Origin of the sequence: Microcella sp., assembly GCF_046293215.1 — a bacterium.
In the GTDB taxonomy this organism is placed as follows: domain Bacteria; phylum Actinomycetota; class Actinomycetes; order Actinomycetales; family Microbacteriaceae; genus Microcella.
In genome coordinates this window covers 107,344-132,975 of the sequence record NZ_JBKBPI010000006.1, presented here as the reverse complement: position 1 = coordinate 132,975, position 25,632 = coordinate 107,344, and the positions used below count along the sequence as shown (strand labels likewise).

At 67.4% G+C, this 25,632-nt stretch carries 26 protein-coding genes, 1 tRNA gene and 1 pseudogene; 12 read left to right on the top strand and 16 right to left on the bottom strand.

Going from position 1 to position 25,632, the window contains the following annotated elements:
• Positions 1-8: 8 nt before the first annotated feature.
• From ACK4SC_RS07370 to ACK4SC_RS07355, 4 genes are all read right to left on the bottom strand, one after another.
• Entirely contained in the window at positions 9-1,139 is a 1,131-nt protein-coding gene (locus tag ACK4SC_RS07370; protein ID WP_409616681.1) for a hypothetical protein, read from the bottom strand.
• Positions 1,136-2,038 carry a hypothetical protein gene (locus tag ACK4SC_RS07365; RefSeq protein WP_409616679.1) on the bottom strand — a complete coding sequence of 301 codons (903 nt, stop codon included), beginning with the start codon at positions 2,036-2,038 and terminating at the stop codon, positions 1,136-1,138. Before ACK4SC_RS07365 ends, ACK4SC_RS07370 begins: the two co-directional genes overlap by 4 nt.
• On the bottom strand, positions 2,038-3,231 hold the full coding sequence (locus ACK4SC_RS07360; protein ID WP_409616677.1) for a hypothetical protein: 1,194 nt from the start codon (positions 3,229-3,231) through the stop codon (positions 2,038-2,040). Before ACK4SC_RS07360 ends, ACK4SC_RS07365 begins: the two co-directional genes overlap by 1 nt.
• Before the next feature lie 76 nt (positions 3,232-3,307).
• Positions 3,308-4,390 carry a hypothetical protein gene (locus ACK4SC_RS07355; protein WP_409616675.1) on the bottom strand — a complete coding sequence of 361 codons (1,083 nt, stop codon included), beginning with the start codon at positions 4,388-4,390 and terminating at the stop codon, positions 3,308-3,310.
• A gap of 154 nt (positions 4,391-4,544) precedes the next feature.
• On the opposite strand from ACK4SC_RS07355, the gene ACK4SC_RS07350 reads away from it, so the two are divergent.
• The 8 genes from ACK4SC_RS07350 to ACK4SC_RS07315 all read left to right on the top strand — a co-directional run bounded on the left by ACK4SC_RS07350 (position 4,545) and on the right by ACK4SC_RS07315 (position 11,781).
• Positions 4,545-5,432: a ParA family protein gene (locus ACK4SC_RS07350; protein ID WP_409616673.1), complete on the top strand. Its 888-nt coding sequence runs from the start codon at positions 4,545-4,547 to the stop codon at positions 5,430-5,432.
• A complete protein-coding gene (locus ACK4SC_RS07345; protein WP_409616671.1) occupies positions 5,416-6,255 on the top strand; it encodes a segregation and condensation protein A in 840 nt (279 codons plus the stop codon). Before ACK4SC_RS07350 ends, ACK4SC_RS07345 begins: the two co-directional genes overlap by 17 nt.
• A complete protein-coding gene (gene scpB / locus ACK4SC_RS07340; protein WP_409616669.1) occupies positions 6,245-6,883 on the top strand; it encodes an SMC-Scp complex subunit ScpB in 639 nt (212 codons plus the stop codon). The genes ACK4SC_RS07345 and scpB overlap by 11 nt, the downstream gene beginning before the upstream one ends.
• A complete protein-coding gene (locus tag ACK4SC_RS07335; RefSeq protein WP_409616666.1) occupies positions 6,870-7,760 on the top strand; it encodes a pseudouridine synthase in 891 nt (296 codons plus the stop codon). Before scpB ends, ACK4SC_RS07335 begins: the two co-directional genes overlap by 14 nt.
• Entirely contained in the window at positions 7,757-8,863 is a 1,107-nt protein-coding gene (locus ACK4SC_RS07330) for a prephenate dehydrogenase (RefSeq protein WP_409616663.1), read from the top strand. Before ACK4SC_RS07335 ends, ACK4SC_RS07330 begins: the two co-directional genes overlap by 4 nt.
• Before the next feature lie 23 nt (positions 8,864-8,886).
• Positions 8,887-9,558: a (d)CMP kinase gene (gene cmk / locus ACK4SC_RS07325; protein ID WP_409616660.1), complete on the top strand. Its 672-nt coding sequence runs from the start codon at positions 8,887-8,889 to the stop codon at positions 9,556-9,558.
• Positions 9,551-11,107 (top strand): ribosome biogenesis GTPase Der, encoded by a 1,557-nt coding sequence (gene der, locus ACK4SC_RS07320; RefSeq protein ID WP_409616657.1) that lies wholly within the window; start codon positions 9,551-9,553, stop codon positions 11,105-11,107. Before cmk ends, der begins: the two co-directional genes overlap by 8 nt.
• Before the next feature lie 146 nt (positions 11,108-11,253).
• Positions 11,254-11,781: an NUDIX hydrolase gene (locus ACK4SC_RS07315; RefSeq protein WP_409616655.1), complete on the top strand. Its 528-nt coding sequence runs from the start codon at positions 11,254-11,256 to the stop codon at positions 11,779-11,781.
• A gap of 9 nt (positions 11,782-11,790) precedes the next feature.
• Here ACK4SC_RS07315 and ACK4SC_RS07310 read toward each other — a convergent pair whose 3' ends face one another.
• The 3 genes from ACK4SC_RS07310 to ACK4SC_RS07300 all read right to left on the bottom strand — a co-directional run bounded on the left by ACK4SC_RS07310 (position 11,791) and on the right by ACK4SC_RS07300 (position 13,841).
• Entirely contained in the window at positions 11,791-12,000 is a 210-nt protein-coding gene (locus tag ACK4SC_RS07310; RefSeq protein ID WP_409616652.1) for a hypothetical protein, read from the bottom strand.
• 17 nt (positions 12,001-12,017) lie between these two features.
• Complete coding sequence (locus ACK4SC_RS07305; RefSeq protein ID WP_409616649.1) at positions 12,018-12,257, bottom strand: hypothetical protein; 240 nt, start codon at positions 12,255-12,257, stop codon at positions 12,018-12,020.
• Between the two features lie 108 nt (positions 12,258-12,365).
• Positions 12,366-13,841 (bottom strand): potassium/proton antiporter, encoded by a 1,476-nt coding sequence (locus ACK4SC_RS07300; RefSeq protein WP_409616646.1) that lies wholly within the window; start codon positions 13,839-13,841, stop codon positions 12,366-12,368.
• 507 nt (positions 13,842-14,348) lie between these two features.
• On the opposite strand from ACK4SC_RS07300, the gene ACK4SC_RS07295 reads away from it, so the two are divergent.
• Positions 14,349-15,467 carry a hypothetical protein gene (locus ACK4SC_RS07295; RefSeq protein ID WP_409616643.1) on the top strand — a complete coding sequence of 373 codons (1,119 nt, stop codon included), beginning with the start codon at positions 14,349-14,351 and terminating at the stop codon, positions 15,465-15,467.
• On the opposite strand, the gene ACK4SC_RS07290 is transcribed toward ACK4SC_RS07295, so the two are convergent.
• From ACK4SC_RS07290 to ACK4SC_RS07280, 3 genes are read right to left on the bottom strand one after another with little or no spacing between them, the layout of a single operon-like run.
• Positions 15,454-16,059: an N-acetyltransferase family protein gene (locus tag ACK4SC_RS07290; RefSeq protein ID WP_409616640.1), complete on the bottom strand. Its 606-nt coding sequence runs from the start codon at positions 16,057-16,059 to the stop codon at positions 15,454-15,456. The genes ACK4SC_RS07295 and ACK4SC_RS07290 overlap by 14 nt on opposite strands.
• A 14-nt stretch (positions 16,060-16,073) precedes the next feature.
• Positions 16,074-16,685 (bottom strand): pyroglutamyl-peptidase I, encoded by a 612-nt coding sequence (gene pcp / locus ACK4SC_RS07285; RefSeq protein ID WP_409616637.1) that lies wholly within the window; start codon positions 16,683-16,685, stop codon positions 16,074-16,076.
• A 30-nt stretch (positions 16,686-16,715) separates the two neighbouring features.
• On the bottom strand, positions 16,716-17,120 hold the full coding sequence (locus tag ACK4SC_RS07280; RefSeq protein WP_409616634.1) for an NUDIX hydrolase: 405 nt from the start codon (positions 17,118-17,120) through the stop codon (positions 16,716-16,718).
• An 80-nt stretch (positions 17,121-17,200) separates the two neighbouring features.
• Here ACK4SC_RS07280 and ACK4SC_RS07275 point away from each other — a divergent pair.
• Positions 17,201-17,274 (top strand) — tRNA-Pro (locus ACK4SC_RS07275).
• A gap of 208 nt (positions 17,275-17,482) precedes the next feature.
• On the opposite strand, the gene ACK4SC_RS07270 is transcribed toward ACK4SC_RS07275, so the two are convergent.
• The gene (locus tag ACK4SC_RS07270) at positions 17,483-18,322 is read right to left on the bottom strand and encodes a nitrilase-related carbon-nitrogen hydrolase (RefSeq protein WP_409616631.1); all 840 of its coding nucleotides are present in this window, start codon (positions 18,320-18,322) and stop codon (positions 17,483-17,485) included.
• A gap of 37 nt (positions 18,323-18,359) precedes the next feature.
• Positions 18,360-19,685, bottom strand: coding sequence for a histidinol dehydrogenase (gene hisD, locus ACK4SC_RS07265; protein ID WP_409616629.1), 1,326 nt, complete (start codon positions 19,683-19,685; stop codon positions 18,360-18,362).
• A gap of 71 nt (positions 19,686-19,756) precedes the next feature.
• Between hisD and ACK4SC_RS07260 the strand changes: the two genes are divergently transcribed.
• Together ACK4SC_RS07260 and ACK4SC_RS07255 are read left to right on the top strand one after the other, a co-directional pair.
• A complete protein-coding gene (locus ACK4SC_RS07260) occupies positions 19,757-20,677 on the top strand; it encodes a LysR family transcriptional regulator (RefSeq protein ID WP_409616626.1) in 921 nt (306 codons plus the stop codon).
• A gap of 116 nt (positions 20,678-20,793) precedes the next feature.
• A complete protein-coding gene (locus ACK4SC_RS07255) occupies positions 20,794-22,272 on the top strand; it encodes a purine-cytosine permease family protein (RefSeq protein ID WP_409616623.1) in 1,479 nt (492 codons plus the stop codon).
• Positions 22,273-22,306: 34 nt separating this feature from the next.
• On the opposite strand, the gene ACK4SC_RS07250 is transcribed toward ACK4SC_RS07255, so the two are convergent.
• The 4 genes and pseudogenes from ACK4SC_RS07250 to ACK4SC_RS07235 form a co-directional block, all read right to left on the bottom strand.
• Positions 22,307-24,136 (bottom strand): DNA/RNA helicase domain-containing protein, encoded by a 1,830-nt coding sequence (locus tag ACK4SC_RS07250; protein ID WP_409616621.1) that lies wholly within the window; start codon positions 24,134-24,136, stop codon positions 22,307-22,309.
• Positions 24,123-24,443, bottom strand: a complete 321-nt coding sequence (locus ACK4SC_RS07245) for a nucleotide pyrophosphohydrolase (protein WP_409616619.1) — start codon at positions 24,441-24,443, stop codon at positions 24,123-24,125. Before ACK4SC_RS07245 ends, ACK4SC_RS07250 begins: the two co-directional genes overlap by 14 nt.
• 47 nt (positions 24,444-24,490) lie before the next feature.
• Complete coding sequence (locus tag ACK4SC_RS07240; protein WP_409616730.1) at positions 24,491-25,264, bottom strand: G5 domain-containing protein; 774 nt, start codon at positions 25,262-25,264, stop codon at positions 24,491-24,493.
• Between the two features lie 99 nt (positions 25,265-25,363).
• Positions 25,364-25,447 (bottom strand): annotated as a pseudogene (locus ACK4SC_RS07235) (DUF2510 domain-containing protein); the annotation flags it as partial.
• Positions 25,448-25,632 lie beyond the last annotated feature (185 nt).

The window sequence follows — 25,632 nt, the reverse complement described above, 5'->3', positions numbered from 1 at the left end:
CCGCACGCTCACCCTCCGTCGACCGTGAACTCGCCTGACGGTGCGTAGGTAACAAACGCCTGGCCGTCGGGCAGTGCGTACGAGCCGCGCAGCCCTTCACGGCGGAATTGGCCGAGCGAGGCGCATACCGATGCCCGCGATGATCCGCCGACGAGCGAGTAGACGCACACCTGGCGGCCGTCCCCAGCTGCCGGCTCGACGGTGCCGATGAAGAGGATGGAGTCGCGCTGGCCGACAACGGCGGGGCCGATCAGGGCGCGGCCGAGTCGCTCGTCGGAGCCGCTGAAGCGGGGAAGGCGCTCGAGCGCGCGCACCGCCGCGATGTCGAGCCCGTCGGCGATGTCGCCGTCGCTGAAGCGGCCCGCGTCATCGCCGAGTACGAGTTCGGTCGCGTCGGAGGCGGTGAGGCCGCCGCGGGGACCCCACTCGAAGCGGATCACCTGGACCACCTCGAAACTCACGCTGGCCTGGTCGATGCCGCGGAGGACACCCTGCATGCCGTGCACGCGCACCACTTCTTCGGGGTTACAGACCTCGGGAGGGAAGTAGACGCCGGGAGCCTGGCCGGTCATGCACACCTGCGTGCCGAGCGACTCACCGCCGTAGATTCCCGCACCGTCGATGCGCACGGCGTAGACCTCGGTGAGGCCCACGGAGCCGATGTGTCGCGCATCCGCCGACGCCTCGGGGCCGAAGAGCGCTACGGCGTGTTCGAGTTCGCGGCTCGTGGGCTCTCGGTCGAACACGGTGAGAGGGTCGTCGCCGCCGAGCGTCGGCAGGGCGCGGTCGGCGAGGGCACCGCCGACGAGCCCGAGCACGAGCGCGGCCGCGGCGACACCCGCGACCACGGGGGTGCTCCAGCGGCGGCGCTGGGACGCGTCGTTCGTCGTCGGTGCTTCCGGTTCGGCATCGTCTCGGTCGCGTTGCGCAGGTTGCGCTCCGGACTGTTCCCACGGGGTCGTGGGCGGCGCGTGCTGCCCGGTGGCTGGGGCGGCCGGAGCGCCGCGGGAGGCGAGGATGCGCGCGGCGGCTTCTGCGCGCATCCTCGCCGTGTCGGAATCGGCGCGCCCGTAGGCGATGCCGCGCAGCGTTGCGTCGTCGAGGGCGTCGAGATCGTCGGCCCGGAAAGGGGCACTCAACTGGTCTGCTCCACGTTGATGCCCTCGTTCTTCGGGCCGATGCGGAAGGCCGTCTGGCCGCCGTCGTGCTCGACGACTACGCGGACTCCACGAATGCGCACCGTCTCGAGCGGGTTGCACTGCCAGGCGACGAACTCCCCCTCGACCCGGACGCTCAGGCACACGTGGGCTTCCTGGTCACCCTCAGGAGGGTGCAGGCTCGCGAACAGCTCGGTGATGCCGAGGCCGTCGTAGCCAGACTCGCCGTACGAGACCGGTCCGGCGATGGCCGCGGGCAGCTCAGTGAGGGCGTTGATCTCGTCGGCGACATCGTCAGCAATGGGGGCGTCGCGCATCGCCAGAACGAGGGGGATGTCGGCGCCGAGGGCGAGCTCGTCATCGGTGAAGAGATCGTCGAGAGCGACGACGGTGCTGTCGGTCATGTCGACAATGCGCGGCCCGCCGCGTGGGCCCCACTCGATGGCGAATACGCGTTCCACGTCGCGGGAGCCGCCGAAAGTGCTAGAGGGCGCGAGTCCTCGCAGCACGCCGCGCAGACCCTGCTCGCGGAACGCTTCCTCCGGCACACAGGTGCTGGGCACGAACTCAACGCCGGGTGCGGAGGCCGCAACACAGACGAGCGAGCCGAGGTCGTCGATGCCCGTGCGGCGGTCTTGGTTGGCGCGCACAGCGAACACGCGAACGTCATCAATCTCGGCGATCAGTCGCGTCGCGCTGAAGGCTCCATAGGTGGATGACCCCGGAATTACCTCGTCTGCGGGGGTCGATTCGCGGTCGAACACGGCAAGCGAGTCGGGGGAGGCCGCCTGCAGGAGAGGGCCAGTGCCGGCACCCACAAGAACGCCCGCGGCGAGACCGGCGACCGCGAGACCGGCAATAGCGCGGCGTGACAGAGACATCAGTCGAACCTCACATCGGGCTCGCCGGACGGATCGAGGGTGATCGTGACCGTGGCGAAATCGCCGCTTCCGCGCAGGGTGACGCCGGCCGCCACGAACTCTGCCTCGTTAACGCACTGAAGGTCTCGGAATGCGGCCGTGGTTCCGGCCGAGAGGCAGACGCGTGATCCGACATCGTCGGGCCCCTCATGAACACTGCCGAAGAAGATCAGCTGGGCGCCGTTGACGCTCGCTGCGCCCAGTTCGGCGGGGCCGAGCTCGACCGGGCCAGCGAACGGCACCAGCTGTTCGCCGACGGTGATGTTGACCGGCAGCTCGCGCAGGGTCGCATAGAGCGCCGGTTCTTCGCCGGGAGGCAGTGCTGCGTCGGGCGGAACGGGGGCTGGCACGACCACCTCGCCGAGCAGCTGCTCGCTCGCGTCGCGAACGGTCAGCTCACCGCGAGGTCTCCACTCGAATACGAAGGCCACGGCGAGCGTGGGCGTGCTCTCGAGCACGCCGAACACGTAGCCGGAGAGCACGCCGGCGATTCCCTGCTCGCGGAACACCGGCTCGGGCACGCACTCACTGAAGAAGAACCGCACGACCTGCTCGCGATCGCGCGCGCCCAGGCACACCTGAGGCCCGAGCGTTGTCGCTTCGAACAGGAGGCCCCCTGGGGCGCTGCGCAGCGCGTAGATCTCGAATCCGTCGATCGTGGTGAGCAGGCGTGCCTCGCCCCCGCCGACACTGCCGAGCACCTCGGTCACGACCGCCTGTTCGTTGGCCGGGGCCGGCTCGTCAAACACAGCGAGTGCGTCGGGGGCGAGCGCCGCGACGACCCGGTCGCCAATCGCCGACAGTCCCAGACCCACCGCGAGGGCGCCGACGAACACGGCCACACCGATGCGCCGCGGGCGCGTCCACCAGGAGGGGCGGTCGTCGGCGTCCTCGTCGAGATCGTCGGTGGCCCCGGCTGCATCACCCGGCGTCGCCCCGCTCCCGCCGGGCGCGACTGCCGCGCGTGCGGCTTCGGCCTCGCGGGCGCGATCGGCGCGCGAGGCGAGGATGCGCGCGGCGCGATCAGCGCGCATCCGATCGTTCTCGGAGGCGGTGCGCCCGTACGCAATCGCCCGCAGCGCCGCGTCGTCGAGCCGGTCGAGGTCGGGCGGGATGTCGCCGGCGGCGGGGGTGCCACGACCGGTCTCGTCCATGAGGGTCAGTCAATCACGACAGTGCGGTCGGTGGGGAAGATTCATTGCGCGGCACTCGCCCCGGGGTCGCGCGCGCTCATTCCCCACTGCGGTCGACGAGAACCCCGCGCCGTGGCGACCAGTCAACCGTGAAGGTGCTCCCGCCGAACTCGATGCGCTCGCGCAGTCCTTCCTCGCGGAACTGATCCATCGGCGTGCACGCGTCGGCGATGGTCTCACGGGAGTGCATGGCCGTGAGGCAAACAATGCGGGGAGCGTCCGGCCCTGCCGCCATCCGGGTTGTTCCCAGAAGCGCGACCGATCCAACCGCGCCGATCTGGATCGGCCCCAACTCGACATCGTGGAGGGTGAGCCCGGTGTTCGCCAGTGGTCGGGCGATGCCCAATGCCTGAATGGAGGGAACGTCGAGTCCCTGAGCGAGTTCCTGCGCGCTGTAGATCGCCGAGGCGTTGAGGCTGCTGCTGAGGTCGCGAACCTCGATGTCGCCGCGAGGGCCCCACGTGTAACCGAAACCGCCGAGGACACTCGGGTAGATGCCGCGATCAACGAGCGGGAAGAAGCCCGTCACTCCCTGCTCACGGAAGACGGCCTCGGGCACGCACTGCTCGGCTGTCTGCAGGAACCCGTCCGCGAGCGCGACGACGCAGATCTGCGGTCCAGTGTTGATCCCTCCGTTGCTGTCGCTAAGGAAGCGCACCCCATACAAGGACAGTGACTCAGCGGTGTGGATGAGTCGGGCGTCGCCCTCTCTACCGGGACCGAAGACGCGCGTGAGCATGTCGAGCTCCTCCAGCGTTGCAGTCCTGTCGAATACCTGCAGCGAGTCACCGGCACCGGCCGCTCCCCACCGTTCCGCCGCCGAGCCGATGAACACCCCGATGAGCGTGCACGCACACAGGAGCGCGACGAGGCCTACTGTCGTGCGGCGTCGAGCGCGCCAGCGCGGCTCCCGCTCGGGCTCATCTACGGCGACCGGCGGGGGGAGAGGTTCGAGATCGGCCGCGCCCGGACCGTTTCTCCGCGCCGCGCGTTCCTGGAGGATCGCGGCAGCCTCGCGGGCGCGGGCTCTTCCCTGCTCGTTGGTGGGCCGCCCGAACGCGATCGCCATCAGCGCCTCGGTGTCGCGAGCCGCGAGGTCGTCACCCTCCGTCGGGTCCATGGGCGACAGTCAAGCACGCACAACGCCCGGAAACGAGGCCGCAGGAGGGGTGGATGCGCGGCGCCAACGCCCTCGCGCGCCCAGGCCAGCGTTCACGTGCCCATACGGCTCGTCGCGAAGGCCGAACCCTGCGTGAACACTAGACTTCACTGCCATGAGCGGCGACCAGCACGAGGCACCTGAACTCCCGGGAATGTCGGACATGGTGCCCGGCCCCACCGGCCGCCCGCTGCGCAGTTTTCCCGAACCGACGCCCCTCACCAGTCACGGCCCGGCGCGCGTCATCGCACTGTGCAACCAGAAGGGCGGCGTCGGCAAGACGACGACCACGATCAGCTTGGGGGCGGCGCTCGCCGAGTATGGCCGGCGCGTGCTCGCCATCGACTTCGACCCGCAGGGTGCCCTGTCGGCGGGCCTCGGTGTTGCGAGCCACGATGTGCCAACGATTTACGACCTGTTGATCGGGCGCGAGAAAGACATCCACGCTGCGATCCAGTCGACCTCGACCCCGCGCCTCGACGTCGTGCCCGCCAACATCGACCTGTCGGCGGCCGAGGTTCACCTCGTGAACGAGGTCGCGCGCGAGCAGATTCTCGCTCGGGTGTTGCGGCCCGTGCTTGACGAGTACGACGTGATTCTCGTCGACTGCCAGCCGAGCCTCGGCCTGCTGACGGTGAACGCCCTCACGGCGGCCCACGGCGTGCTGATTCCGCTGGAGTGCGAGTACTTCGCGCTGCGCGGCGTGGCCCTGCTCGTTGAGACGATCGACAAGGTGAAAGACCGGCTGAACCCGGCGCTCGAGCTCGACGCGATTCTCGCCACCATGTATGACGCACGCACCCTGCACTCGCGCGAGGTGCTCGAACGGGTGGTCGAGGCGTTCGGTGACGCCGTACTCGAAACGGTGATCGGCCGCACCGTGAAGTTTCCCGACGCGACCGTCGCCGGCACCCCCATCACGACGTTCGCGCCCGACCACCCGGCCGCCAGCGCTTACCGCCAGCTGGCACGGGAGCTGATCGCCCGTGGCCACGCCGCCTGACGCCGTCGTCGTCGAGGCTGAGGACAGTGCGCCGGATGCACGCGGCGGCTTCCGCGTCGCCGTCGCCGACTTCGACGGCCCCTTTGACCTCCTCCTGAGCCTCATCACGAAGCGCGAACTCGACATCACCGAGGTGTCGCTGTCGGCCGTCACCGACGAGTTCATCGCCTACCTGCGCGCGCTCGAGGGCGCCGAGCGACTCGACGAGGCCAGCGAGTTTCTCGTCGTCGCCGCGACCCTGCTTGACCTGAAGATCGCGAGCCTCCTGCCGCAGGGCGAGCTGGTCGACGCGGAAGACGTCGCGCTGTTGGAGGCCCGCGATCTTCTGTTCGCACGCCTGCTGCAGTACCGCGCGTTCAAGGAGGTCAGCGCCTGGTTCGCCGAGCGCATCACCGCCGAGACGGCGCGCCACACCCGCAGCGTGCGCCTGGAAGATCGTTTCCGGCAGACGACCACCGAGCTGCGCTGGACCACCAGCCTTGACGACTTCGCCGCGCTCGCGCTGCTGGCGTTCACGCCCAAAGAGTTGCCGGTTGTCGGGCTCGACCACCTGCACGCGCCCCTCATCTCGGTGCGCGAGGAGGCGGCCCACGTGGTCGGCATGCTGCGCGCGGGTGAGCCCCTCACCTTCCGCCAGCTCATCGCCGGGGCCGATCAGATGGGCGTCATCGTCGCCCGCTTCCTCGCCCTGCTCGAGCTGTATCGACACGCGGCGATCGGCTTCGAACAGCTCGAACCGCTCGGCGAACTCACCGTGCGCTGGACCGCCGAGCACTGGAGCGACGAAAATCTTGTGAACCTGGGAGCCGAGTATGGCCAGTGAGACCGTGACCGAAACCGCCGACGCTCCCGAGCGCGCCGGGCTCGCCGACGGCGTCGACCTCGCCCGCGCACTCGAGGCGATCTTCATGGTCGTCGACGAACCGCAGAGCGTCGTGGGGCTGGCGAGCGCGGTTGGCCGCCCCGTGAAGGAGGTGCGCGCCGCCATCGCGTCCCTCGTCGCCGACTATGACGGCGAGCCCGACCCGACTGCTGGCCCCGACGCTCCTGCGCGCCCGCGCCGGGGCTTCGAGCTGCGCGAGGTGGGCGGCGGCTGGCGGCTGTACGTGCGCGCCGAGTTCGACGACGTCGTGCGCGACTTCGTGCACACGCAGGCGCCGGCGAAGCTGTCGCAGGCGGCGCTCGAGACGCTCGCGGTGATCGCGTACAAGCAGCCGATCTCTCGGGGAGCCGTGGCGAGCATCCGCGCCGTCAACGTCGACTCGGTGGTGCGCACGCTGCTGAGCCGCGGGCTCATTACGGAAGCCTTCACCGACTCGGAAACCGGCGCGATTCACTACGAAACGACCGACCTCTTGCTCACCCAGCTCGGCATCAACTCGCTCGACGAGCTGCCGCAGATCTCGCCGCTGCTCGACGACGGACAGGACGGCTTCGATGACGTCCGATAACGGGGATGCCCGGGGCGGCTCGTTCGAGATTCCGCCGTGGGATGACGCGGCGGCCCCCACGGGGGAGCGGCTGCAGAAGGTCATGGCGGCGGCCGGGGTCGCCTCGCGCCGGGTCAGCGAGCAGTACATCGAGGCCGGCCGCGTCACCGTCAACGGCGAGGTCGTGACGGAGTTGGGGCGCCGCATCGACCCCGAAACCGACGAGATCGCCGTCGACGGGGTGGCGATTCAGCTCGATCAGACGAAGCGGTACCTGATGCTGAACAAGCCGCGCGGCGTCGTCAGCACCATGAAGGACGAGCAGGGGCGGCCCGATCTGCGGCAGTACGCCGACCGGTTCGAGGAACGGGTCTACAACGTGGGCCGGCTCGACACCGACACGAGCGGCCTGCTGCTGCTGACGAACGACGGCGAGCTGGCCAACGTGCTCGCGCACCCGAAGTTCGGCGTCGAGAAGACGTACATCGCGAAAGTACGCGGCGTCGTCGCACCGAAGACGCTGACCCAGCTCAAGACCGGCGTCGAACTCGAGGACGGGCCGATTCACGCCGATGCCGTGAAGGTCATCGGCAGCCCGCAGCACGGCCACACCATGGTCGAGCTCACCCTGCACTCGGGGCGCAACCGCATCGTCAGGCGCATGATGGCCGAGGTGGGGCACCCGGTCGTCGACCTCGTGCGGCGCCAGTTCGGGCCCCTGCACCTCGGGCCGCTCAAGCTCGGCGCGGTGCGCGAACTCACTACAGTGGAGCGCGGTGCGCTGTTGACCCTGGCGCGCGCGGCGCGCGACGGTGTCGACACCGGCAGCACCGCCGACGCGCGCCCCGCGAAAAAACCCACCACCCGCCGTCCCCGCTCTCACCGAGGAACACGATGACCGACCGACGCCTGAACGAGCGCGTGCGCATCGTCGGCGCCGGTCTGCTGGGCACCAGCATCGGGCTCGCCCTTCGCGAGCGCGGTGTCGACGTCACGCTCGACGACCTGTCGCCGACGGCGGTCAAGCTGGCGGTCGACTACGGCGCCGGTCGTGCCGCGTCGGCCGATCGTGGCCGGCACGACGAACCGGGGCTTGTTGTCGTCTGCGTTCCTCCCGACGTGACCGCCGTGACGGTGTCGGCCGAGTTGACCGCGCATCCGACTGCCCTCGTGACCGACGTGGCGAGCGTGAAGCAGAGCGTGCTGCGCGAGCTGATCGCGATGGGCGCCGACGTGAGCCGCTACCTCGGCACGCACCCCATGGCCGGGCGCGAGCGCGGCGGACCCATCTCGGCGCGCAGCGACATGTTCGTCGGGCGCCCGTGGGTGCTCGCCGGGCACGACGGCATCAGCTACGCGCGGGCCGGGGCGATCGAAGACCTCATCCTCGACGTGGGCGCCGTGCCCATCGAGATGACGGTCGCCGAGCACGACGAGTCGGTGGCAATGGTCAGCCACGTGCCCCAGCTGGTGTCGACGGTCATGGCCGCGCGGCTGCGCACCGCGTCGAACGGCGCGGTTGGGCTCGCGGGACAGGGTCTGCGCGACGTCACGCGCATCGCCTCGAGCGATCCGGGGCTGTGGGTGCAGATTCTCGCCGCCAACGCCGCGCCCGTGGCGGCGATCCTGCGCGGGCTGCGCGACGACGTGACGGCCGCGATCGACGCCCTCGAGCATCCCGATGCTCCCGGCGCGCGCCGCACGATCGCCGACCTGATGGGTGCGGGCAACGTCGGCGTCGCGCGCATTCCGGGCAAGCACGGCCAAGACCGGCGGTACGCGACGCTCGTCGTCATGATCGACGACACCCCGGGTCAGCTCGCCCGTCTGCTGACCGAGATCGGTGAGCTCGGCGTCAACATGGAAGACCTCCGGCTCGAGCACTCGCCCGGCGCGCCCGTCGGCTTCGCCGAAGTGTCGGTCGTGCCCGAGGCGGAAGAGCGGCTCGTGGCCGAGCTAGAGGCGCGCGGCTGGAAGATTGCCGCCGCCGGAACCGACTGACCTCCGACCGTAAAGGAGCACCCGTGAGCGACATCGTCGTGGCCGTCGACGGCCCCGCCGGAAGTGGCAAGTCGAGCGTGTCGAAGGAGGCCGCCCGCCGCCTCGGCTACGCCTACCTCGACACCGGCGCCGCCTACCGCGCGCTCGCCTGGCACTGCCTCGACGAGCAGGTCGACGTCGAGAACCCGGATGCGGTGGTCGAGCGGGTGCGCGCCTTCGACTACGCGACCGGCATGGACCCCGACCGCTACTACGTGCGGGTCGGCGGCGAAGACATCACGCCCGACATCCGCGAGCCGCGCGTCTCGGCCGTCGTGTCGGCCGTCGCGCGGGTGCCGGAGGTGCGGCAGTCGCTGAACGCGATGTTCCGGCGGTTGATGGACGAGCATCCCGCACCCGGGGTCATCGTCGAGGGCCGCGACATTACGACGGTCGTGGCGCCGGATGCTCCGGTGCGCGTTCTCTTGACCGCGTCGGAAGAGGCTAGAATTGCCCGACGGTCGGCCGAGGTGAGCGCCCAGTCGACCGAAGCGACCGCGCAGCAGCTGGCCTCGCGGGACCGCCAAGACTCCCGCGTCGTCGACTTTCTGACGGCCGCCGAAGGTGTGATCACCCTTGATTCCACCGACATCGACTTCGAGCAGACGGTGCAGGCGCTCATCGACATCGTGCGCTCTGGACTTCCTCATGACTAACACCCCCGACCACCCCGGCAGCCCGGCGAGCGCGCCGGAGTTTGACGACGCCGACATCGAATCCCTCGAGTCGACCGCCGAGCCGGCCGACTACGACGACCCGGAGCGTGCCGCGTTCGACCAGCAGCGGGCCGACGCGCTGCGCGCCGGCCTCGCCGACTACGACCTCGACGACGACGACCTTGCGCTACTGGAGGGCGCCGAACTCGGCGAAGACGGCATCGTCACGCTACCGGCCCTTCCGGTGCTCGCGATCGTCGGCCGGCCAAACGTCGGCAAGAGCGCGCTCGTCAACCGCATCCTTGGCCGCCGCGAAGCGGTCGTCGAAGACAAGCCCGGCGTCACCCGCGACCGCATTTCGTACAAGGCGGAGTGGAATACGCGCCGCTTTACCCTCGTCGACACCGGCGGCTGGGAGCCCGACGCGTCGGGCATCAACGCCTCCGTCGCAGCCCAGGCCGAGGTCGCCGTTGAGCTCGCCGACGCGGTGCTGTTCGTCGTCGACGCCATGACCGGCGCGACCGCGACCGACGAGTTCGTCGTCAAGATGCTGCGCCGCTCGAACAAGCCCGTCATTCTCGTCGCCAACAAGATCGACGATGCCCGCCAGGAGCCGGAGGCTGCCGCCCTGTGGAGCCTGGGTCTCGGCGAGCCGTGGCCCACCTCGGCGGTGCACGGCCGTGGCGTGGCCGACCTGCTCGACCACGTGCTGACGGTGCTGCCCGAGGTGTCGGCGGTCGCGAAGACCGAGTTCGGCGGGCCGCGCCGGGTTGCCCTCATCGGCCGACCCAACGTCGGCAAGTCGAGCCTGCTCAACAAGGCCGCCCGCGAAGAGCGCGTCGTCGTCAACGAGCTCGCCGGCACCACCCGCGACCCCATCGACGAGCAGATTGAGCTCGGCGGGAAGGTGTGGCGCTTCGTCGACACCGCCGGCATTCGCCGACGCCAGCACATGGCGCAGGGCGCCGACTTCTACGCCTCACTGCGCACGGCCGCCGCGCTCGAAAAGGCGGAGGTTGCGGTCGTCTTGATCGACGTGACCCAGCCGATCAGCGAGCAAGACGTGCGCATCATCGACCTCGTGCTTGAATCGGGCCGCGCGCTCGTGCTGGCCTTCAACAAGTGGGACCTGCTCGACGACGAGCGCCGCCGGTACCTGGAGCGGGAGATCGACCAGGATCTCGCGCACGTGTCGTGGGCCCCGCGCGTCAACATTTCGGCCCGCACGGGCCGCCACCTCGAGAAGCTGGTTCCGGCGCTCGAGACGGCGCTCGAGTCGTGGGACACGCGTATTCCGACGGGCAAGTTCAACGCGTTCCTCACCGAGCTCGTCGCCGAGCACCCGCACCCGGTGCGCGGGGGCAAGCAGCCGCGCATCCTCTTCGGTACGCAGGCCTCGACGCGCCCGCCGACCTTCGTGCTGTTCACGACGCAGTTCCTCGACCCGCAGTACCGACGCTTCATCACCCGTCGCCTGCGCGAGACCTGGGGCTTCGAAGGGACGCCGATCGTTGTGAATATGCGAGTCCGCGAAAGGAGGCAGCGCTAGGCGCTGCCAGCGGAGGCCATTTCTGGCCTCCGCCGCGGAGCTCGCCGGTGCCCGTCTCGGGCGCCGGACCGCGAAAGGAGGCAGCGGTAGCTGCTGATCGCGTTGGCCGCGCGCGTTCTCGCAGGCAACGCGCGTAGCCTTCGGCTATGGAGAGTGCGGCGCCTAGCCCGGCCGATGCGGCCCGCAGCAGCACGCCGCCGCGCCTTCCGCCGCCGCACCTGCGCGACCCGGGCGACGCCTGGGTTGAGGGGCCCGACGGCACTCGGTACTGGGGCCGCTTCGGGGCGGCCGGCCTGCTCGCGTGGCACCCGACGGCGGGGGTGCTGCTGCAGCACCGCGCCGAGTGGTCGCACCACGGCGGAACGTGGGGCATCCCCGGCGGGGCGCGCAAGCTCGGCGAAGACGCCGCGACGGCTGCCGTGCGCGAGGCGCACGAGGAGGCGGGGGTTCCGCTCGACGCCGTGACGGTGCTGTGGGAGAGCCACCACGACCTCGGCTTCTGGAGCTACACGACCGTCGTCGCCCGCGTCGACGAACTGTTCGACCCGGTGCTCGGCGACGCGGAGAGCATCGAGTTGCGCTGGGTCGCCGTCGGCGACGTTGAGCATCTGCCGCTGCATCCGGGGTTTGCCGCGAGTTGGCCGCGACTGCGCGCGCAGCTGCCGACCGGATAGCGGGCGCGCCTACTCGACCGTCTCGCGCCCGGCGCGCTGCGCCTCACCGACGCGCTTCAGCAGTGTGGCGCCGAGGCTGACGAGCACGGCCCCGACGACGAGCAGGGCGACGGCCGTGCCGGCCCGGCCCATGGCGAACAGGATGAGCGCGGCGAGAAACGCCCCGACCGCACCGTACAAAAACCCGCGCCCGAACGCGCGCGCGGTGCGCACACGCATGGGTGCCGAGGCCGCGCTCACGCCGAGCCGTCGATGTCGCACCGCGAGCGCTTCGACGACACGGCGCTCAAGCCCAGCACGAGGAAGGTGAAGCCGACCGGGATGAACGTCCACGCGACGGGCCCCATGCCGTCGTTCGTGATGAGGAACACGACGCCCAGCATGATGAACACGATGCCGATGGGCACGAACGCTTCCTGTCCGTCGTCGCGCTTCTTCGCGGGAGGGCCGTCGGGGGAGCGGGGCTGGTCGTTCATGACAGCCAGTCAATCAATGTGACTGGATGCGCGCATCCCTCTCGCGACGGATTCTGCTGACCCTTCGGGTGGCGGACGTGTTCGCGTGTGTCCTGTCAGACGTGTTAGTTACGCCTCCGGGTCGGAGTGGGGCTTCTCTGCCCTGATGTGCCCACCGACCATCTCTTGTAGGCACTTCTCGACGCCGGCTAGGGATCGCTTCGGAACGACGATGACGAGCCGGTCCCTCGCCTGGAGGACCGTCGAAGCATCGGGAACGAAAGTTCTTCCGCCTCGATGTATCGCAGCGACGACCGTTTTCGTTGGCAGGCCCAGTTCTTGGATGCCCGTTTCGATCGACAACTCCGATGGCAATTGAAACTCGATGACGCTGAGCTTGCTCTCGTCATCGGGAACGGGCTCGGTGTCGACGTGATCGACCCGGAGGCGGCGCGCGAGCCACGGCAAGACAGGGGCCTGAATCAGCGTGAAGATCACGACGAGCACAAATACGATGTCGAAGATCTGCGTCGCCGCGGGCAGCCCCGCATTGATCGGAATCGTCGCGAGCACGATGGGCACAGCACCCCGCAGTCCGGCCCATGAGAGAAACGCCTGATCACGCCACGGTGTGCGGAACGGCAAGACGGAGACCAGGACGGACAGCGGCCGGGCGACCAGCAACAGGCCGGTTCCGATGATCAGAGCCGGGATGATCGCGTCGACAAGGCGCGCAGGACTCGCGAGGAGCCCGAGAAGAACGAACAGTGCGATCTGCGCAAGCCAGGCGAGTCCCTCCGCAAAGCCTCGCGTCTGTCCCGCATGCGGCAACTTGGCGTTGCCAAGGTGCAGGGCTGTGATGTAAACGGCCATGAATGACGACGCGCCAATGACTCCCGCTGTGCCGAAGGCCAGGATCGCGATTGCGATTGTCGCGATGGGGTAGAGACCTGATGAGGGCAAAGTTGCGCGGCGCAGAACCAGTTCGCCAAGCCAGGCGATCGCGAACCCGAGTGCGGCGCCCACGATGAGCTGGTACAGCATCTGCCCGCCAGCAGCCCACACGTTCGTTTCTTCCCACGCGTCAGATACAAGGAGGGCAACAATGATGACGACGGGGGCGTCGTTGAACCCCGACTCTGCTTCCAGCGTCGCCTTGAGCCGTGGCTTCACCGGGAGTCGACGCATAACCGCAAAGACAGCCGCCGCGTCGGTGGACGAGACCACTGCTCCCAATAGCAATGCGGTCTGCAGGTTAACATCTAGCAGCCAGTACGCAATACCGGCAGTCACAGCGATGCTGACCGCGACGCCGAAGGTTGCCAGCACGAGAGCGGGGCCAAGGACGGGCTTGATGTCCAACCACCTCGTCGTGAGACCACCTTCAGCGAGGATTATCGCGAGTAGTCCCAGCCCCAAGAGCTGGGCGAGCGCCGCGTCGTCGAACTCGAGACCCAGGCCCGCTTCGCCAAGAAAAAGCCCGAGAGCCAAGTAAATGAGCAGGGTGGGTAAACCGGCTCGCGTGGACACCCTCACCGCCGCAACCGCCACGATCACAACCAGGCTGACGGCCACCAGGACGAGATTGAACTGGTCGATGTCCAATGAACTCCCATCCTTTGTGATGCTCGACGCCGCAGAGGCGAGCGATAACCATCGCCGGACACGTTGCCAGCGCTGGCACAATTACCGACCGCGAAGCGTGACAGTGATCCGGCGGGCCGCAAACGGATTGCCGCAAGCGCACGCGCAAGCGACTCAGTGCGTTTCTCGGGATCACGCGTTGGCCGATTCGATCCCTCACCACTCCCGCGTTGCGCACGACTTGACGTCTCGGCCCGGGTAACGCTGCCTGTTTTCAAGCGTAGCAATCGAGCGGTCGCCGATCTGGGAGTGGGCGGAATGACCGGCGGATCCGTGGGGCGCTTTCGTCGATGCCGGGGCTCCGCTACTCTGCTCGCATGACCACATCCGTGCGATTTCTCAGCCCTCGGCCGAACACCGGCCGACTCGGGCTGACGCTGCACGCGTAGACACTGGTCGCCTGAGTCGCACCGACTCGGTCGAGGGGAACCCCACCCACACTCGACCGTTTCGGAAGGACTCACGATCATGTACCTCTCACCCCCCTCGGTGGCGGCCGCCCTCGCGGTGCGCGACCTGAGCGCGCCGGCGGGCGAACCCCCGCACGCCCTCGCCCTGATGCTGGAGGCCGTCACCGTGGCGGCGGTCGCAGCGTCGGGCGGAGCGCCGCACCGCGTGGTGCGCTCGAGCCCGCTCGTGTTGACGCGCGACAACTACGACGAGCTGGGTTTCTCGGCCGTCGCGGTGACCCGCGACCGCCGCTACTCGCACTACGTGAGCCCCACGGTGATGCTGCGCAGCCACACGTCGGCGGGCATCCCGGCGGTGCTGCGCGCGCTCGACCCGGCCAGCGACTGCGACGAGGTGCTCGTGCTGCCGGGCGTCGTGCACCGGCGTGACGCCATCGACCGCACCCACGTGGGCACGCCGCACCAGGTCGACGTGTGGCGCGTCAGCGCGCCCGAGCGGCGCACGGTCGACGAGCTGCTCGAGCTCGCCGGCGCGCTGGTCGAGGCGGTGCTGCCGGGCGCTCGCTGGCGCGCGGTGCCGGCCGAGCATCCGTACACGGTCGACGGCCGTCAGATCGATGCGTGGCACGGCGACGAGTGGCTTGAGCTCGCCGAGTGCGGGCTCATCGACCCGGGCGTGCTGCGCCGCTGCGGGCTCGATCCGCGCCGCTGGTCGGGGCTCGCGCTCGGCATGGGGCTCGATCGCGCGGTGATGCTGCGCAAGGGCATCGATGACATTCGGGTGCTGCGGTCGACGGATCCGCGCATCCGATCGCAGCTGGCCGACCTGTCGCCCTGGCGTCCGGTGTCGGCGATGCCGCCGATCACCCGCGACCTGTCGGTCGTGATCGGGGCGGGGGAGGACGACGAGACGGTCGGCGACCGCGTGCGCGCGGCGCTGGATGCTCATGCCGACGACCTCGAATCGATTGCCGTCATCGCGCGCACGCTGGCGGCGGAGCTGCCGGAGGCGGCGCGGGCGCGGCTCGGAATCGTCGACGGTCAGGTGAACGCGCTCGTGCGGGTGGTGCTGCGGCCGCTCGACCGCACGCTGACCGACGCGGAGGCGAACGCGCTGCGCGACCGGGTGTACCTCGCGCTGCACGAGGGGCCGTACGCGGAACTCATCGGGGCGTGAGGGAGGCAGGGGCGCGTACGACGACGCGCGAGCCGCTGCGGCCGACCTCGGCGAAGCCGTGCGCCTGGAACAGGGCGAGGGTTCCGCTGTTGAGGGCGCCGGCGGCGCGGGGTGCCTGGGCGGTGTCGTGCGGGTAGGCCTCGATGGTGTGCGCGCCGGCGGCGATCGCGTGTTCGATGGCGGCGTCGAGTAGCACGTGGGCGAGGCCGCGCCCGCGGTGCGGTCGGGGGATGGTGAAGCAGACGATCGACCACACACCCTCGTCGTCGTAGTCGGTGTCGCCCGCCGCGGTGACGATGGCGCGGGTGCGGGGGATGCGGCGGTACCGCGGGCGGGGAGCCACGCCGACCCAGCCGAGCGGGGTGCCACCGTCGGAGGCGATGAGCCCGGGGCTGTCGCCGGCGTCGAGCTCGGCGTCGAGGGCGCCGCGCCGGCTGTCGCCGGTGGTGGCCTCGTGTTCGGCGTTGGTGAGCATCCACCACCGGCACCAGCAGCGGGAGGCGTCGGTCACCTCGCCGAGCACCGCGTCGATCGCGTGCCGGGGCACGAGGTGGGCCGGTTCGACGCGGACGTCGCTACGGTGCTCGGCCACGGGGCCTCCTTCGGTCAGTGGATGCTGCCGCCCGCCTCATCCAGCTCGCGCGCGTTCTCGAGCGTGGTGGCGATGGCGAGGCGGATGGCGGGGGTGAGTCGTTCGGCGGACCAGTTCGGCACGTGGATGAAGCCGGCGGGGATCGCGCCGCCGTCGCGGGAGGCGTCGCGGCCGGCGATCGTGCCGACGCGGTAGGCGAGGGCGTTGCAGACGTAGCTGCCGGCGGTGAGCGAGACGGCGGCGGGATGCCCCGCCTCGGTGAGGGCGCGCGCGATGCGCTTGACGGGCAGGGTGGTGAAGTGGGCGGCGGGCCCGTCGGCGTCGAGGGGCGCGTCGCGGGGCTGCTCGCCGTCGTTGTCGGGGATGCGCGCATCCGCATAATTGATGGCGACGCGCTCGGGGGTGATCGCCTCGCGCCCGTCGGCGAGGCCGAGGGCGATGATGAGGTCGGGTCGGTGTTCGGCGACGAGCTGCTCGAGCTGGGCGGCGGATGCGGCGAAGCTGACGGGCAGCACCCGCCCAACGACTGTGGCGTCGCCGATGGTGTCGCCGTCGAGGGCGCGCGCGACGTCTCCGCTCGGGTTGGTCACGTCGCCGCCGAAGGGCTCAAACCCGGTGAGCAGCACGGTGCGCGTCTCGGTAATCGTCTCAGCCTGTCACGCGGGCGTCTCGATGAGGGCGAGCATGTGCTGGGTGATGAGCGGCGCGACCGGCAGCGTGGCGAGCTCGGCGGGGCTGAGCCACCGCACGTCGTCAATTTCGGCGGCCGCCGCGATGGGCCCGGTCAGCGTTGCACGGAACACGTCGGCGATCAGCGTCGCCCCGGCCTCGTTGGCGGCCGGCGCCGTGAACTGCCCGAGCGGCACCAATTCTTCGGGCGGGATGCTCGCCCCAATTGCTTCCCGCAGCTCACGACTGAGCGTCTCGGCCGCCGTCTCACCCGCCTCGGGCTTCCCGCCCGGCTGCATGTACACGGTCGTCCCCCGCTTGCGCACCACAAGCACCCGCCCGATGTCGTCCACGACGAGCGCCGCCGACACCCGGATGGTTTCCCCGCTCACACTCCCACTCTGCCACCCACCCCGGTTCGGCCGCCCCCGCCAATACCGCTAGACTCTCCTAGGCCCTCCGGGGCCAGCCACGGGCTGTGGCGCAGCTTGGTAGCGCACTTGACTGGGGGTCAAGGGGTCGCAGGTTCAAATCCTGTCAGCCCGACAAAATGCGAGAAGGCCGTCCAATAGGACGGCCTTCTCGCATTTTGCGGGTTAATCAAGGGTGCACCTGCGAGCAGGTGGGCCCACGCCGCGCGAGGGGCCCCGGGCGCGGCTCCGACGCGCCCGGGGGAGCCGGTGGGGACAAATCCGCACTGAGCGCCGCCCATGAGAGCGTTCTGGTTAGCAGTCGCCGCTTCGGGGCGGCGACCTCATCCCCGGAAGTACAGCTCCGGCCGACGATCACTCAGCACATTGTTGAGTGGCCCGATCTGTGCCCGTGCGTCGGCGATCTCGACGGTTGCGTCGACGCGGTTTTCTGACCGCGTGCCGGCGAGCCAGCCGTCGGCGCCGATCACCGATGTGCCCTGAGTCCAGGCCTTACCCCGCTCCTCGCCGCTGCGATCACAGCATGCGATGGCGACACAGGAGGAACGAGCTGCGGCCATCGCTTGAATGACTTCCGGGGCGTGCTCGCTGGCGGGCTTCGGCACGACAGGCCAGTTGGTGGGCACGGCGATGATGTCGGCACCCTCAAGGGCGAGCGAGCGAGGCATCTCGGGAAACTCGAGGTCGTAGCAAATCAGCACGCCGACGCGCCCTACGGGAGTATCGATAACGGGTGGCGGCTGATTGCCTGCGGCGAAGATGTGTTGTTCGGCGTCCCAGAGGTGCGTCTTCCGATACACGCCGGCTACACCTGCCGCGGTGAGCACGGCAGCGCTGTTGTAGATCGTCTCGTTCGCTCGCTCCGCGAACCCGACGACGACGGTTGTATTCGGCCCGAGGGATGAACACCACTGCGCCCAGACCCCGTCGTCGGCGTCGATAGCGCACGCACGCGCCTCTTCGGCGGTGAGGTAGTACCCGCTGGTAGCGAGTTCTGGCAGGACAAGTAACTCGATTCCGTCCGCCACCGCCTCACGGATCGCTGACTCAATCAGTTCACCATTAGCGGCTTTGTCGGCGATGCGGGGCGCCAACTCGTGGCAGCGGATGCGCACCTGTCGTGCCGAGGAGGTGGCTTCCGTAAACGGGATTGCCGCGGTCATAGAAGCCACCTTCTCGCACTTGGACTCGGACGCTGAACTATTGCGTATCGGACAACCGGTCGAGCCGCATGGTCGCGGTTGCCTGGTGTGCCGACATGCCTTCGGATTCGGAGATGACGGCAACGGCGGGAGCGACGTGGCCGGTCGCCTCGCGCGCGACACGCTGATAGGTCAGCGGCTTAAGGAAGCGGGACACCGAAAGCCCGGCGCTGTGCTTCGCTCCACCGGCGGTCGGCAGCACGTGATTGGTTCCCGCCATGCCCTTGTCGGAGTACGCGACGGTGCTCCATTCGCCGAGGAAAATTGAACCGTAGTTGCGCAAGCGCTCGTGGTAGTAGGCGTCATCCGTGGTGATGACTTCCAGGTGTTCCGGCGCGAGGTCGTCCATGAGGGCGATCGCGACGTCGGCGTTGTCAGCGACCGTAACCGAGCCGTAGTTGTGCCACGCGGGTCCGGCGATGTGTGCTGTGTCCAGCGTTTCGAGCTGCCGCGTGACGGAGTCAATGACTGCCCGACCCAACCGTTCCGATGTCGTGACCAGTGCCGCTGGCGAGTTGGGGCCGTGCTCGGCCTGGCCCAGGAGGTCTGCGGCAACGATCTCGGGGTCCGCGCTGTCATCGGCGATGACGGCGACTTCTGACGGGCCTGCAAGCAAGTCGATCGCCACGGTTCCGAACAGTTGTCGCTTCGCTTCGGCGACGTACGCGTTGCCTGCGCCGACGAGCATGTCGACCGGTGCGTCTTCAAGCAGCCCGAATGCCATGGCGGCGAGTGCCTGTACGCCACCCAGTGTGAAGACTCGATCCACACCAGACAGATAGGCGGCGTAGACAACAGCGTCGTTTGCGCCTCCGTCCGGTTGCGGCGGCGTGCATGCGACGACCGAGGGCACTCCGGCTGCTTTGGCGACGCCTACGGTCATGAACGCACTCGCAGTGAGTGGGAAGCGGCCGGCGGGTAGGTAGGCGCCAACACGGGAGATCGGCACGTAGCGCACTCCCGTCATGAGTCCCGGCACCAACTCAAGGTCGAAATCGGTGAGGTGCGAGCGTTGCTTCCGAGCGAATGCCTGCGTCCGTTCCGATCCCAACTCGATCGCCTCGCGGAGCGGCGCAGGCAGCCTGTCGCCACTCGACTTCATCTGCTCCTCAGTGAGCTCGATGTCGTCACCCGCCCAACCGTCAAGCTCGGCGGCATAGCGCATCACCGCGTCGCGCCCGCCACGTTCGATGTCGTGGAGCATCCGCGAGACGGTGTCGATTACCTCCGGCTCTCGTTGAGCGGCTGGTCCCTCGATGAGTGGCGACTTGAGGTGGTGAAAGGTTCCGTTGAGCGAGGCCAATACGGCGGGCGTGAATTGCATTCCGCGAGCATAAAACGCACATTTGCATCGGACAAGGGCGCTACAAGCTATCAAATGTATAGGATGCGGCTATGACACTGACGCAGCTACGGGCGTTTCTTCTTGCAGCGACGCTCGGGTCGTTCACGGCCGCAGCCCTCGCGCTCGGCACCACGCAGCCCACCGTCTCAGAACTCGTTCGCAAACTTGAAGTCGAGAGCGGCTTACCCCTGTTTGTGCGTTCGGGGCGACGGCTTGTCTTGACCGCCGCGGGTCATGAACTGTTGCCGTGGGCGAAACGCGTCGTCGACGGTGTAGACGGGGCAGAGCAGGCCCTCGAAGCCTTGCGTGGCCTCACGGGCGGGGTCGCCGCATTCGGCGTGCTGCGAAACGCTGACTACTACTTCCTGTCGAATCTGGCCGAGCGCTTTCACAAAGAGCGTCCGGGCGTACGTATGCGTCTTGTGGGTCAGAACTCGGTTGAAGTGGCCGAAGGTGTTCGATCCGGAGAGCTCGAGGCCGGCTTCGCGGTGCTGCCTATCGATGACGACGGGCTCTCTGTCACGCCCCTGCTGAAAGACGAGGTGCTGTGGGCAAGCGCTGACCCGAGCCGCACCACTGCGCCTATGACCATCGAGGCGATCGCCCAAGCGCCGCTGATCATGTACGACGCCCACTTTGGGTGGAGCGACCCGACCCGACGTCAACTGGCTGAGCGGGCCCAGTTGGCCGGTCTTCGCCTAGACCCGCTCATCGAGGTTGAGAACATCGAGACCGCTCTCGCCTTGGTCGCACGTGGAATGGGCGACACGATGTTGTCGCGCGCGGTGGCGAATTCACCGGGTTTTCCGGAGGGGATTTTCACGGTTCCGTTCGCAGAACCGCTGTACGACACCATCGCCCTGCTGACGCGGCAGGATGCTGCTCTTTCGCCCGCGACGACCGAGCTGGTTCGCATGGCGAAAGAGGCGCTGTTCGCCTATCCGAATGCGGCGGCGGAGTCACAGCCATAGGTCAAGGCTATGTCTGTGATAGGTTCGCATCGTCTTGTGCGATGGGCGGGACGATCCTAGCCTCGGGGGGCCGAGCATCAACGACGACTCGGCAACTAGACGACCCTAGGAGAACCATGAGCCAGTTGCTCACCCCATCCCCCCGCACGGCAGGCTCGCCGGGCGTGGTCGAGTCACGCTCCATCGATTGGGTGCCGCTCAGCGAACGTCGCGGCAAAGCGTGGAGCCTCTTCCCGCTGTGGTTTATGTCGAACGCCAACGTCACCACTCTGGCGACCGGAATGTTGGGTGCGGCGATGGGGGCATCCCTGCTGACGACCCTTGTGGCGATCGTGCTCGGTGTCGCTGTGGGCACCGTGTTCACGGCCTTCCACTCTGCTCAGGGCCCGCAGCTGGGCTTGCCGCAGATGATCCAGTCACGCGCGCAGTTCGGGTTCCGGGGGGTCGCCCTGATCTGCGCCGTCGTGGTGTTCAGCCTGGTCGGCTTCAACATGTTCAACCAGATGCTCGCCGGTGAGATTCTCACGATGACGACCGGTGTCGAAGCGAACGGCGCGTGGTACTTCCTGATCAGCGGTCTGGCTCTGGTGTTGGCAATCTTCGGCTATCACTGGATCCACCACACTCAGAAGTGGTTGACGTTGCTGTTCATGCTGACATTCGGCATCTTCACCGTTGTCGCGCTCTTCGTGGCACCGCTCGATCCCGCACAGCTCACCTTCGCGAACTTCAACTGGGCAGCATTCCTTGTGCAGTTCGGTGCTGCGGCCGCCTACGCACTCGGCTGGGCGCCGTACGTGTCCGACTACTCGCGCTACCTGCCCCCGCAGACCCGACCTGGCAAGGCGCTGTTCTACACCTACGGTGGAGTTTTTGCGGGCGCTGTGTGGTTGATGGCGCTGGGCGCGTTCATCGCCGCAGTGTTCACCAGCGCTGGGCCGCTGGACGGTGTTCGGGAAGTGGCCGATCTCATCCTGCCGGGCTTTGGTTTCTGGCTACTGATCGCTGCGCTGCCGGGTCTGATCAGCGTCATCACGGTCAACATCTACGCCGCGGCCATGGAACTCGTGACCATCGTCGATTCAATTCGCCCGATTCGCCCCACGCGCACCGTGCGCGTCATCGCCTGCACGATCATCGCGGTGGCTGCCTACATCGGCGCCATGGTCAGCACGGGGGATTTCCTTGACAACTTCGGCAGCTTCCTCGTAATCCTGCTGTATGTCCTCGTGCCGTGGACCTCGGTCAACCTCGTCGACTACTACTTCGTGCGTCGGGGCCAGTACGCGATTCGCCAGATCTTCCGACCCGGCGGTATCTACGGAAACTGGGGCTGGCGCGGACTCACCGCGTACATGATCGGCATTGTCGCCATGGTGCCGTTCGCGGTGACGGCGTGGTACGTCGGACCGGTTGCGGAAGCGCTGGGTGAGGCAGACCTCGCCCTGTTCGTCGGCCTCGCCGCGTCGGCGATCGCGTACGTCGTGCTCGGCCGCTCGATCGACTTCGAGGCCGAACGCCGCCTGGCCGCCGAGGACAAGGAGCTTTACGGCGAGGAAGCTGTGCAGTTCGGGACGGCGCCGGCTAGCCAGTAGAAGGCAGTCGAGTCCAAGGCCGGGGCCTCAGGAATCAATTTCCTGGGGCCCCGCTCGTTGACGGGAATGATCGGATGACGGGTCCTCGCCCGACGGACTGGCCTTCCGAAAGCAAGGTGCGCACTACCTTCCGTAGCACGGGATCACATACGTACACGAAAGTCCCGCGGATGCCCCGTGTCATCAACACCGAGTAGACGTTGCAGATGTAACGCAATAGGTCGTCGTCGGTGTATTTCCGACCGAGCGTGGGATTGTTTTCTTTGCCCTTCTTGTCGAAGTAACTCGCGCGATCAACTGCGAGCCGCCCGCGAGCTTCATCCCAGCGCAGGTCATTCCCGACGATGACCCCGGCGTAGTTGAGGTCGTAACCCTGCACGGTGTGAATCGATCCAACCTCTTCGAGTGAGTTCGGTGACGCGATCCATTCAGTAGCGGTGCTGTTCCAGCGCAGTCGGCGATCGTCGAGTTCGATGTCGTAAGCCTCGTGGTTCTCCTTGCTTTTCCACTCCCACGCGTAACCAGCGACAAGCCTCGCAAGGCCGTATTGAGCATCCCGTTCTCGAATTTCCTCATGCATCTGTCCGAGATCATCGAAGAACTTCAGTTCGTAGTTCCCGAAGTCTGGCCTCTTTTGCATCATGGCCTCGCTTGACTGCGGGCTGAACAGCTGGCGCACCCAGGCGATGTAATCGTCGCCCGCCCTCACTCGCAGTTGCGAGACCAGTGGGTAATGCCGGCCCTCGCCCTTCGCCTCTTCGACTAGGTTCCGCAGAAGTTCGGGTGGAAGATCGGCCGGCCGGACGCTCTGCTCGGGATCGACAAGCAGCACCTGGTGGCGGCTGAGCGCTTGGATCCAGTCGAGCTGCGTCTTGGTGTGGTCGTCGTGGCCGAACAACTTTACGGTGATGTCCCTGAACTGCTTGTTCTGCACGCCGGACGGCTGATTGGCTCGTTGGTTCAGCCGGTGCGCTTCGTCGACGATGAGCAGATCCCAGCACTCGTCACTGGCGCCTACCTGAAATGGCGTGAGAACTTGCGACGGAGCCAGGCCCGGCGTGCGCTTGAAGACGCGCTTTATGCTTTCGCGGAGAGATTGCTGCGGGACGACGAGTCCGACGCGGAAATCCCGGAGCAGGGCACGGTGCCCTTCAGTGAAGAAGTCGGAGAAGATCGAGTCGGCATCGGGCTCATCGTCGGGCCGGGAGGCGGCGATGTCGGCGAGTAGCTTCATCAGGTAGATCGCGATGACAGTCTTCCCGGTTCCCGGTTCCCCCTGAACGACGAGTAGCTCTCCGCGATTCTGCTCGAGGTCGTCGAAGAGTCCTTCGACAATGTTTTCGACGGCGATCGCCTGATCGGTCGTCAGCGCCTTGTACGGCGACAGCTTGAACAGATCGCTGTTTTCGATTTCGGGGATGCTGCGCGAAAACACCCCCTCGTGAAGCAGCTGGTCGAACACTCGTCGGAAAGACTCGCGATACGCGTCTCGCTCGTAGTAGTTGGCGTCGGTGATGCCGTCATTACGGTTGAGGACGCGAAAAGTGCCGTCGCCGGCAAGCAGGCGGATGAGGTGGGACTCGAGATCGAGGCATACCGACTTGTTGAAGCGGTCGTCGAGAACAACCCGAAAATGTGAAAGCAGTCGCTTCTTGTCCGGGTTATCTAGGTGCTGAAGGATGCGCGCCTCGGCGTTGAGCGTCTCGCCAACGTAAACGTCGCGTAGGGCAGAGGGGCTCGCCGCCGGTCTCGCGGAATCCAGGAGATAAACGACTGGCCAGTTCTTGTGACGTGAATCTGTCTTGGCCCACTCACGCACCGCAGATCTATCGAACGAGATACGCGGAATTTCAGAGCCGGTCATACTTCTCGCTGCGCCCACGGGCCTTCTCGATTGGGTACTTCTTGCGAGTCGCTTCTAGTTTCGCGGCCATCACTTCTACGGCGTCGACGCCGATCGCGTCAGCAAGCAGGAGGCAGTAGGTCATCACGTCGGCAAGTTCCTCACTGACCCGTTGAACGTCGGGCGTGGAGTGCCACTGAAACGTTTCCAGAAGCTCCCCGGCCTCGATCGAGATGCTTTTTGCGAGGTTCTCCGGGGTGTGGAACTGAGACCAGTCACGTTCCTTCGTGAACTTGCGGAGCGATTGTTGGAATTCCTCAAGCATCATCCGAACCTACCTCCCCATTAGTGCCGATGGTTGTCCGGTTCTCGTCTCTATCTCTCGCACGCCCAACCGTCGCCGTCACGATCGAGACCGTAGATGTCCCTGCCGACCACGCGGGCGACTCCATCGAAGTAAGCGGGCCCGTCGCCGGAGCCCCACGCGCAGTCAACGTCGCTGGCGATCGGCACGCACGCGTCTGCATAGTTGGGGTCGCATCCATTGTTGGCGGGGGGAGGCGGCGGGGGTGGTGGTGGCGCGACGTACGTTCCTCTCGCTACCACCTCTGCTACTGGCTCTGCTGTAATGACATCAGAGATCAACTCTCGGGAGATTTCACGGTCCTCTTCGTAAGTCACGCGGTAGGTCAGTGTCCGCGTGCCTGGTACGCCTTCAGTCGTCACCGAGGTCTTGCCCGACGCGAGGTTTGGGTCGTCCTTCATCAGCCGGTCGAAATCTACGGTTTCCGTGGTCACCTCTTCGACGACGGTGACTTGCGGGGTCGGGCTCGGAGTGGGAGTTGGGGTTTGGGTCCGGCTAGGTCTCGGGCTCGCCTGCGGCGTCGCCTCGGTGGACGACTGCTCATCGACCGCGGCGAGGTTCGCGAAGAGCCCATCGCGGGAGTCGTCACCCCCGAGGGAGGCGGCGTTGACTCCGGCTGCGACGACCAGAACGATCGCGGACGCCGCGAGAACGGACGTCGCGGCTTTTCGTGTGGGAAGGCGTAGCCACGTCGGTCGCTGTTTGACGAGAGCCACGATCGCCGTAATCAATGCGATCAGCGCCATCGCGGCGATCAGCTGGGGCGCTGTAAAGAGCAGAATCAATCCGAGCAGTAGGAGGAGCCACAGCCACCATCGGGACCAAATCGACTTGGAGTTAGCGGTAACCGCGTCTTGCCACACACGGCCGCCAGCCGAAACGTGCTCGGTCCATTCCGTGCCGCTCCACCATCTCATCCGACCGGTCTTTGTCGGGTCCGGGAACCAGCCCTCTCTTGGAGTCGACATCTCGCCCTTTCCTGTCGAATTCCACTCAATTGCAGTCTGTGTGAAACGTATACCCCCAGTCCGGGGTTCGGAGAGTGCGCGGCCGTCTCCCATGCAGCCGCGGTTTTTGGCCGGTCCCAGATTGGGGGATAGTCACATTTGTCCCTGGCTGGTGTGATTGGGAAATGGACGAGAATCCGAATGTT

Excerpts from the sequence above, each read along its gene's own strand:
- scpB (WP_409616669.1), top strand. The coding sequence starts at position 6,245 with ATGGCCAGTGAGACCGTGACCGAAACCGCCGACGCTCCCGAGCGCGCC.
- ACK4SC_RS07360 (WP_409616677.1), bottom strand. The coding sequence starts at position 3,231 with ATGGACGAGACCGGTCGTGGCACCCCCGCCGCCGGCGACATCCCGCCC.
- ACK4SC_RS07315 (WP_409616655.1), top strand. The coding sequence starts at position 11,254 with ATGGAGAGTGCGGCGCCTAGCCCGGCCGATGCGGCCCGCAGCAGCACG.
- ACK4SC_RS07355 (WP_409616675.1), bottom strand. The coding sequence starts at position 4,390 with ATGGACCCGACGGAGGGTGACGACCTCGCGGCTCGCGACACCGAGGCG.
- ACK4SC_RS07350 (WP_409616673.1), top strand. The coding sequence starts at position 4,545 with ATGAGCGGCGACCAGCACGAGGCACCTGAACTCCCGGGAATGTCGGAC.
- ACK4SC_RS07330 (WP_409616663.1), top strand. The coding sequence starts at position 7,757 with ATGACCGACCGACGCCTGAACGAGCGCGTGCGCATCGTCGGCGCCGGT.
- ACK4SC_RS07310 (WP_409616652.1), bottom strand. The coding sequence starts at position 12,000 with ATGCGTGTGCGCACCGCGCGCGCGTTCGGGCGCGGGTTTTTGTACGGT.
- ACK4SC_RS07270 (WP_409616631.1), bottom strand. The coding sequence starts at position 18,322 with ATGACCGCGGCAATCCCGTTTACGGAAGCCACCTCCTCGGCACGACAG.
- der (WP_409616657.1), top strand. The coding sequence starts at position 9,551 with ATGACTAACACCCCCGACCACCCCGGCAGCCCGGCGAGCGCGCCGGAG.
- ACK4SC_RS07260 (WP_409616626.1), top strand. The coding sequence starts at position 19,757 with ATGACACTGACGCAGCTACGGGCGTTTCTTCTTGCAGCGACGCTCGGG.
- ACK4SC_RS07245 (WP_409616619.1), bottom strand. The coding sequence starts at position 24,443 with ATGATGCTTGAGGAATTCCAACAATCGCTCCGCAAGTTCACGAAGGAA.
- hisD (WP_409616629.1), bottom strand. The coding sequence starts at position 19,685 with ATGCAATTCACGCCCGCCGTATTGGCCTCGCTCAACGGAACCTTTCAC.
- ACK4SC_RS07255 (WP_409616623.1), top strand. The coding sequence starts at position 20,794 with ATGAGCCAGTTGCTCACCCCATCCCCCCGCACGGCAGGCTCGCCGGGC.
- ACK4SC_RS07250 (WP_409616621.1), bottom strand. The coding sequence starts at position 24,136 with ATGACCGGCTCTGAAATTCCGCGTATCTCGTTCGATAGATCTGCGGTG.
- ACK4SC_RS07295 (WP_409616643.1), top strand. The coding sequence starts at position 14,349 with ATGTACCTCTCACCCCCCTCGGTGGCGGCCGCCCTCGCGGTGCGCGAC.
- ACK4SC_RS07365 (WP_409616679.1), bottom strand. The coding sequence starts at position 2,038 with ATGTCTCTGTCACGCCGCGCTATTGCCGGTCTCGCGGTCGCCGGTCTC.
- ACK4SC_RS07335 (WP_409616666.1), top strand. The coding sequence starts at position 6,870 with ATGACGTCCGATAACGGGGATGCCCGGGGCGGCTCGTTCGAGATTCCG.
- ACK4SC_RS07305 (WP_409616649.1), bottom strand. The coding sequence starts at position 12,257 with ATGAACGACCAGCCCCGCTCCCCCGACGGCCCTCCCGCGAAGAAGCGC.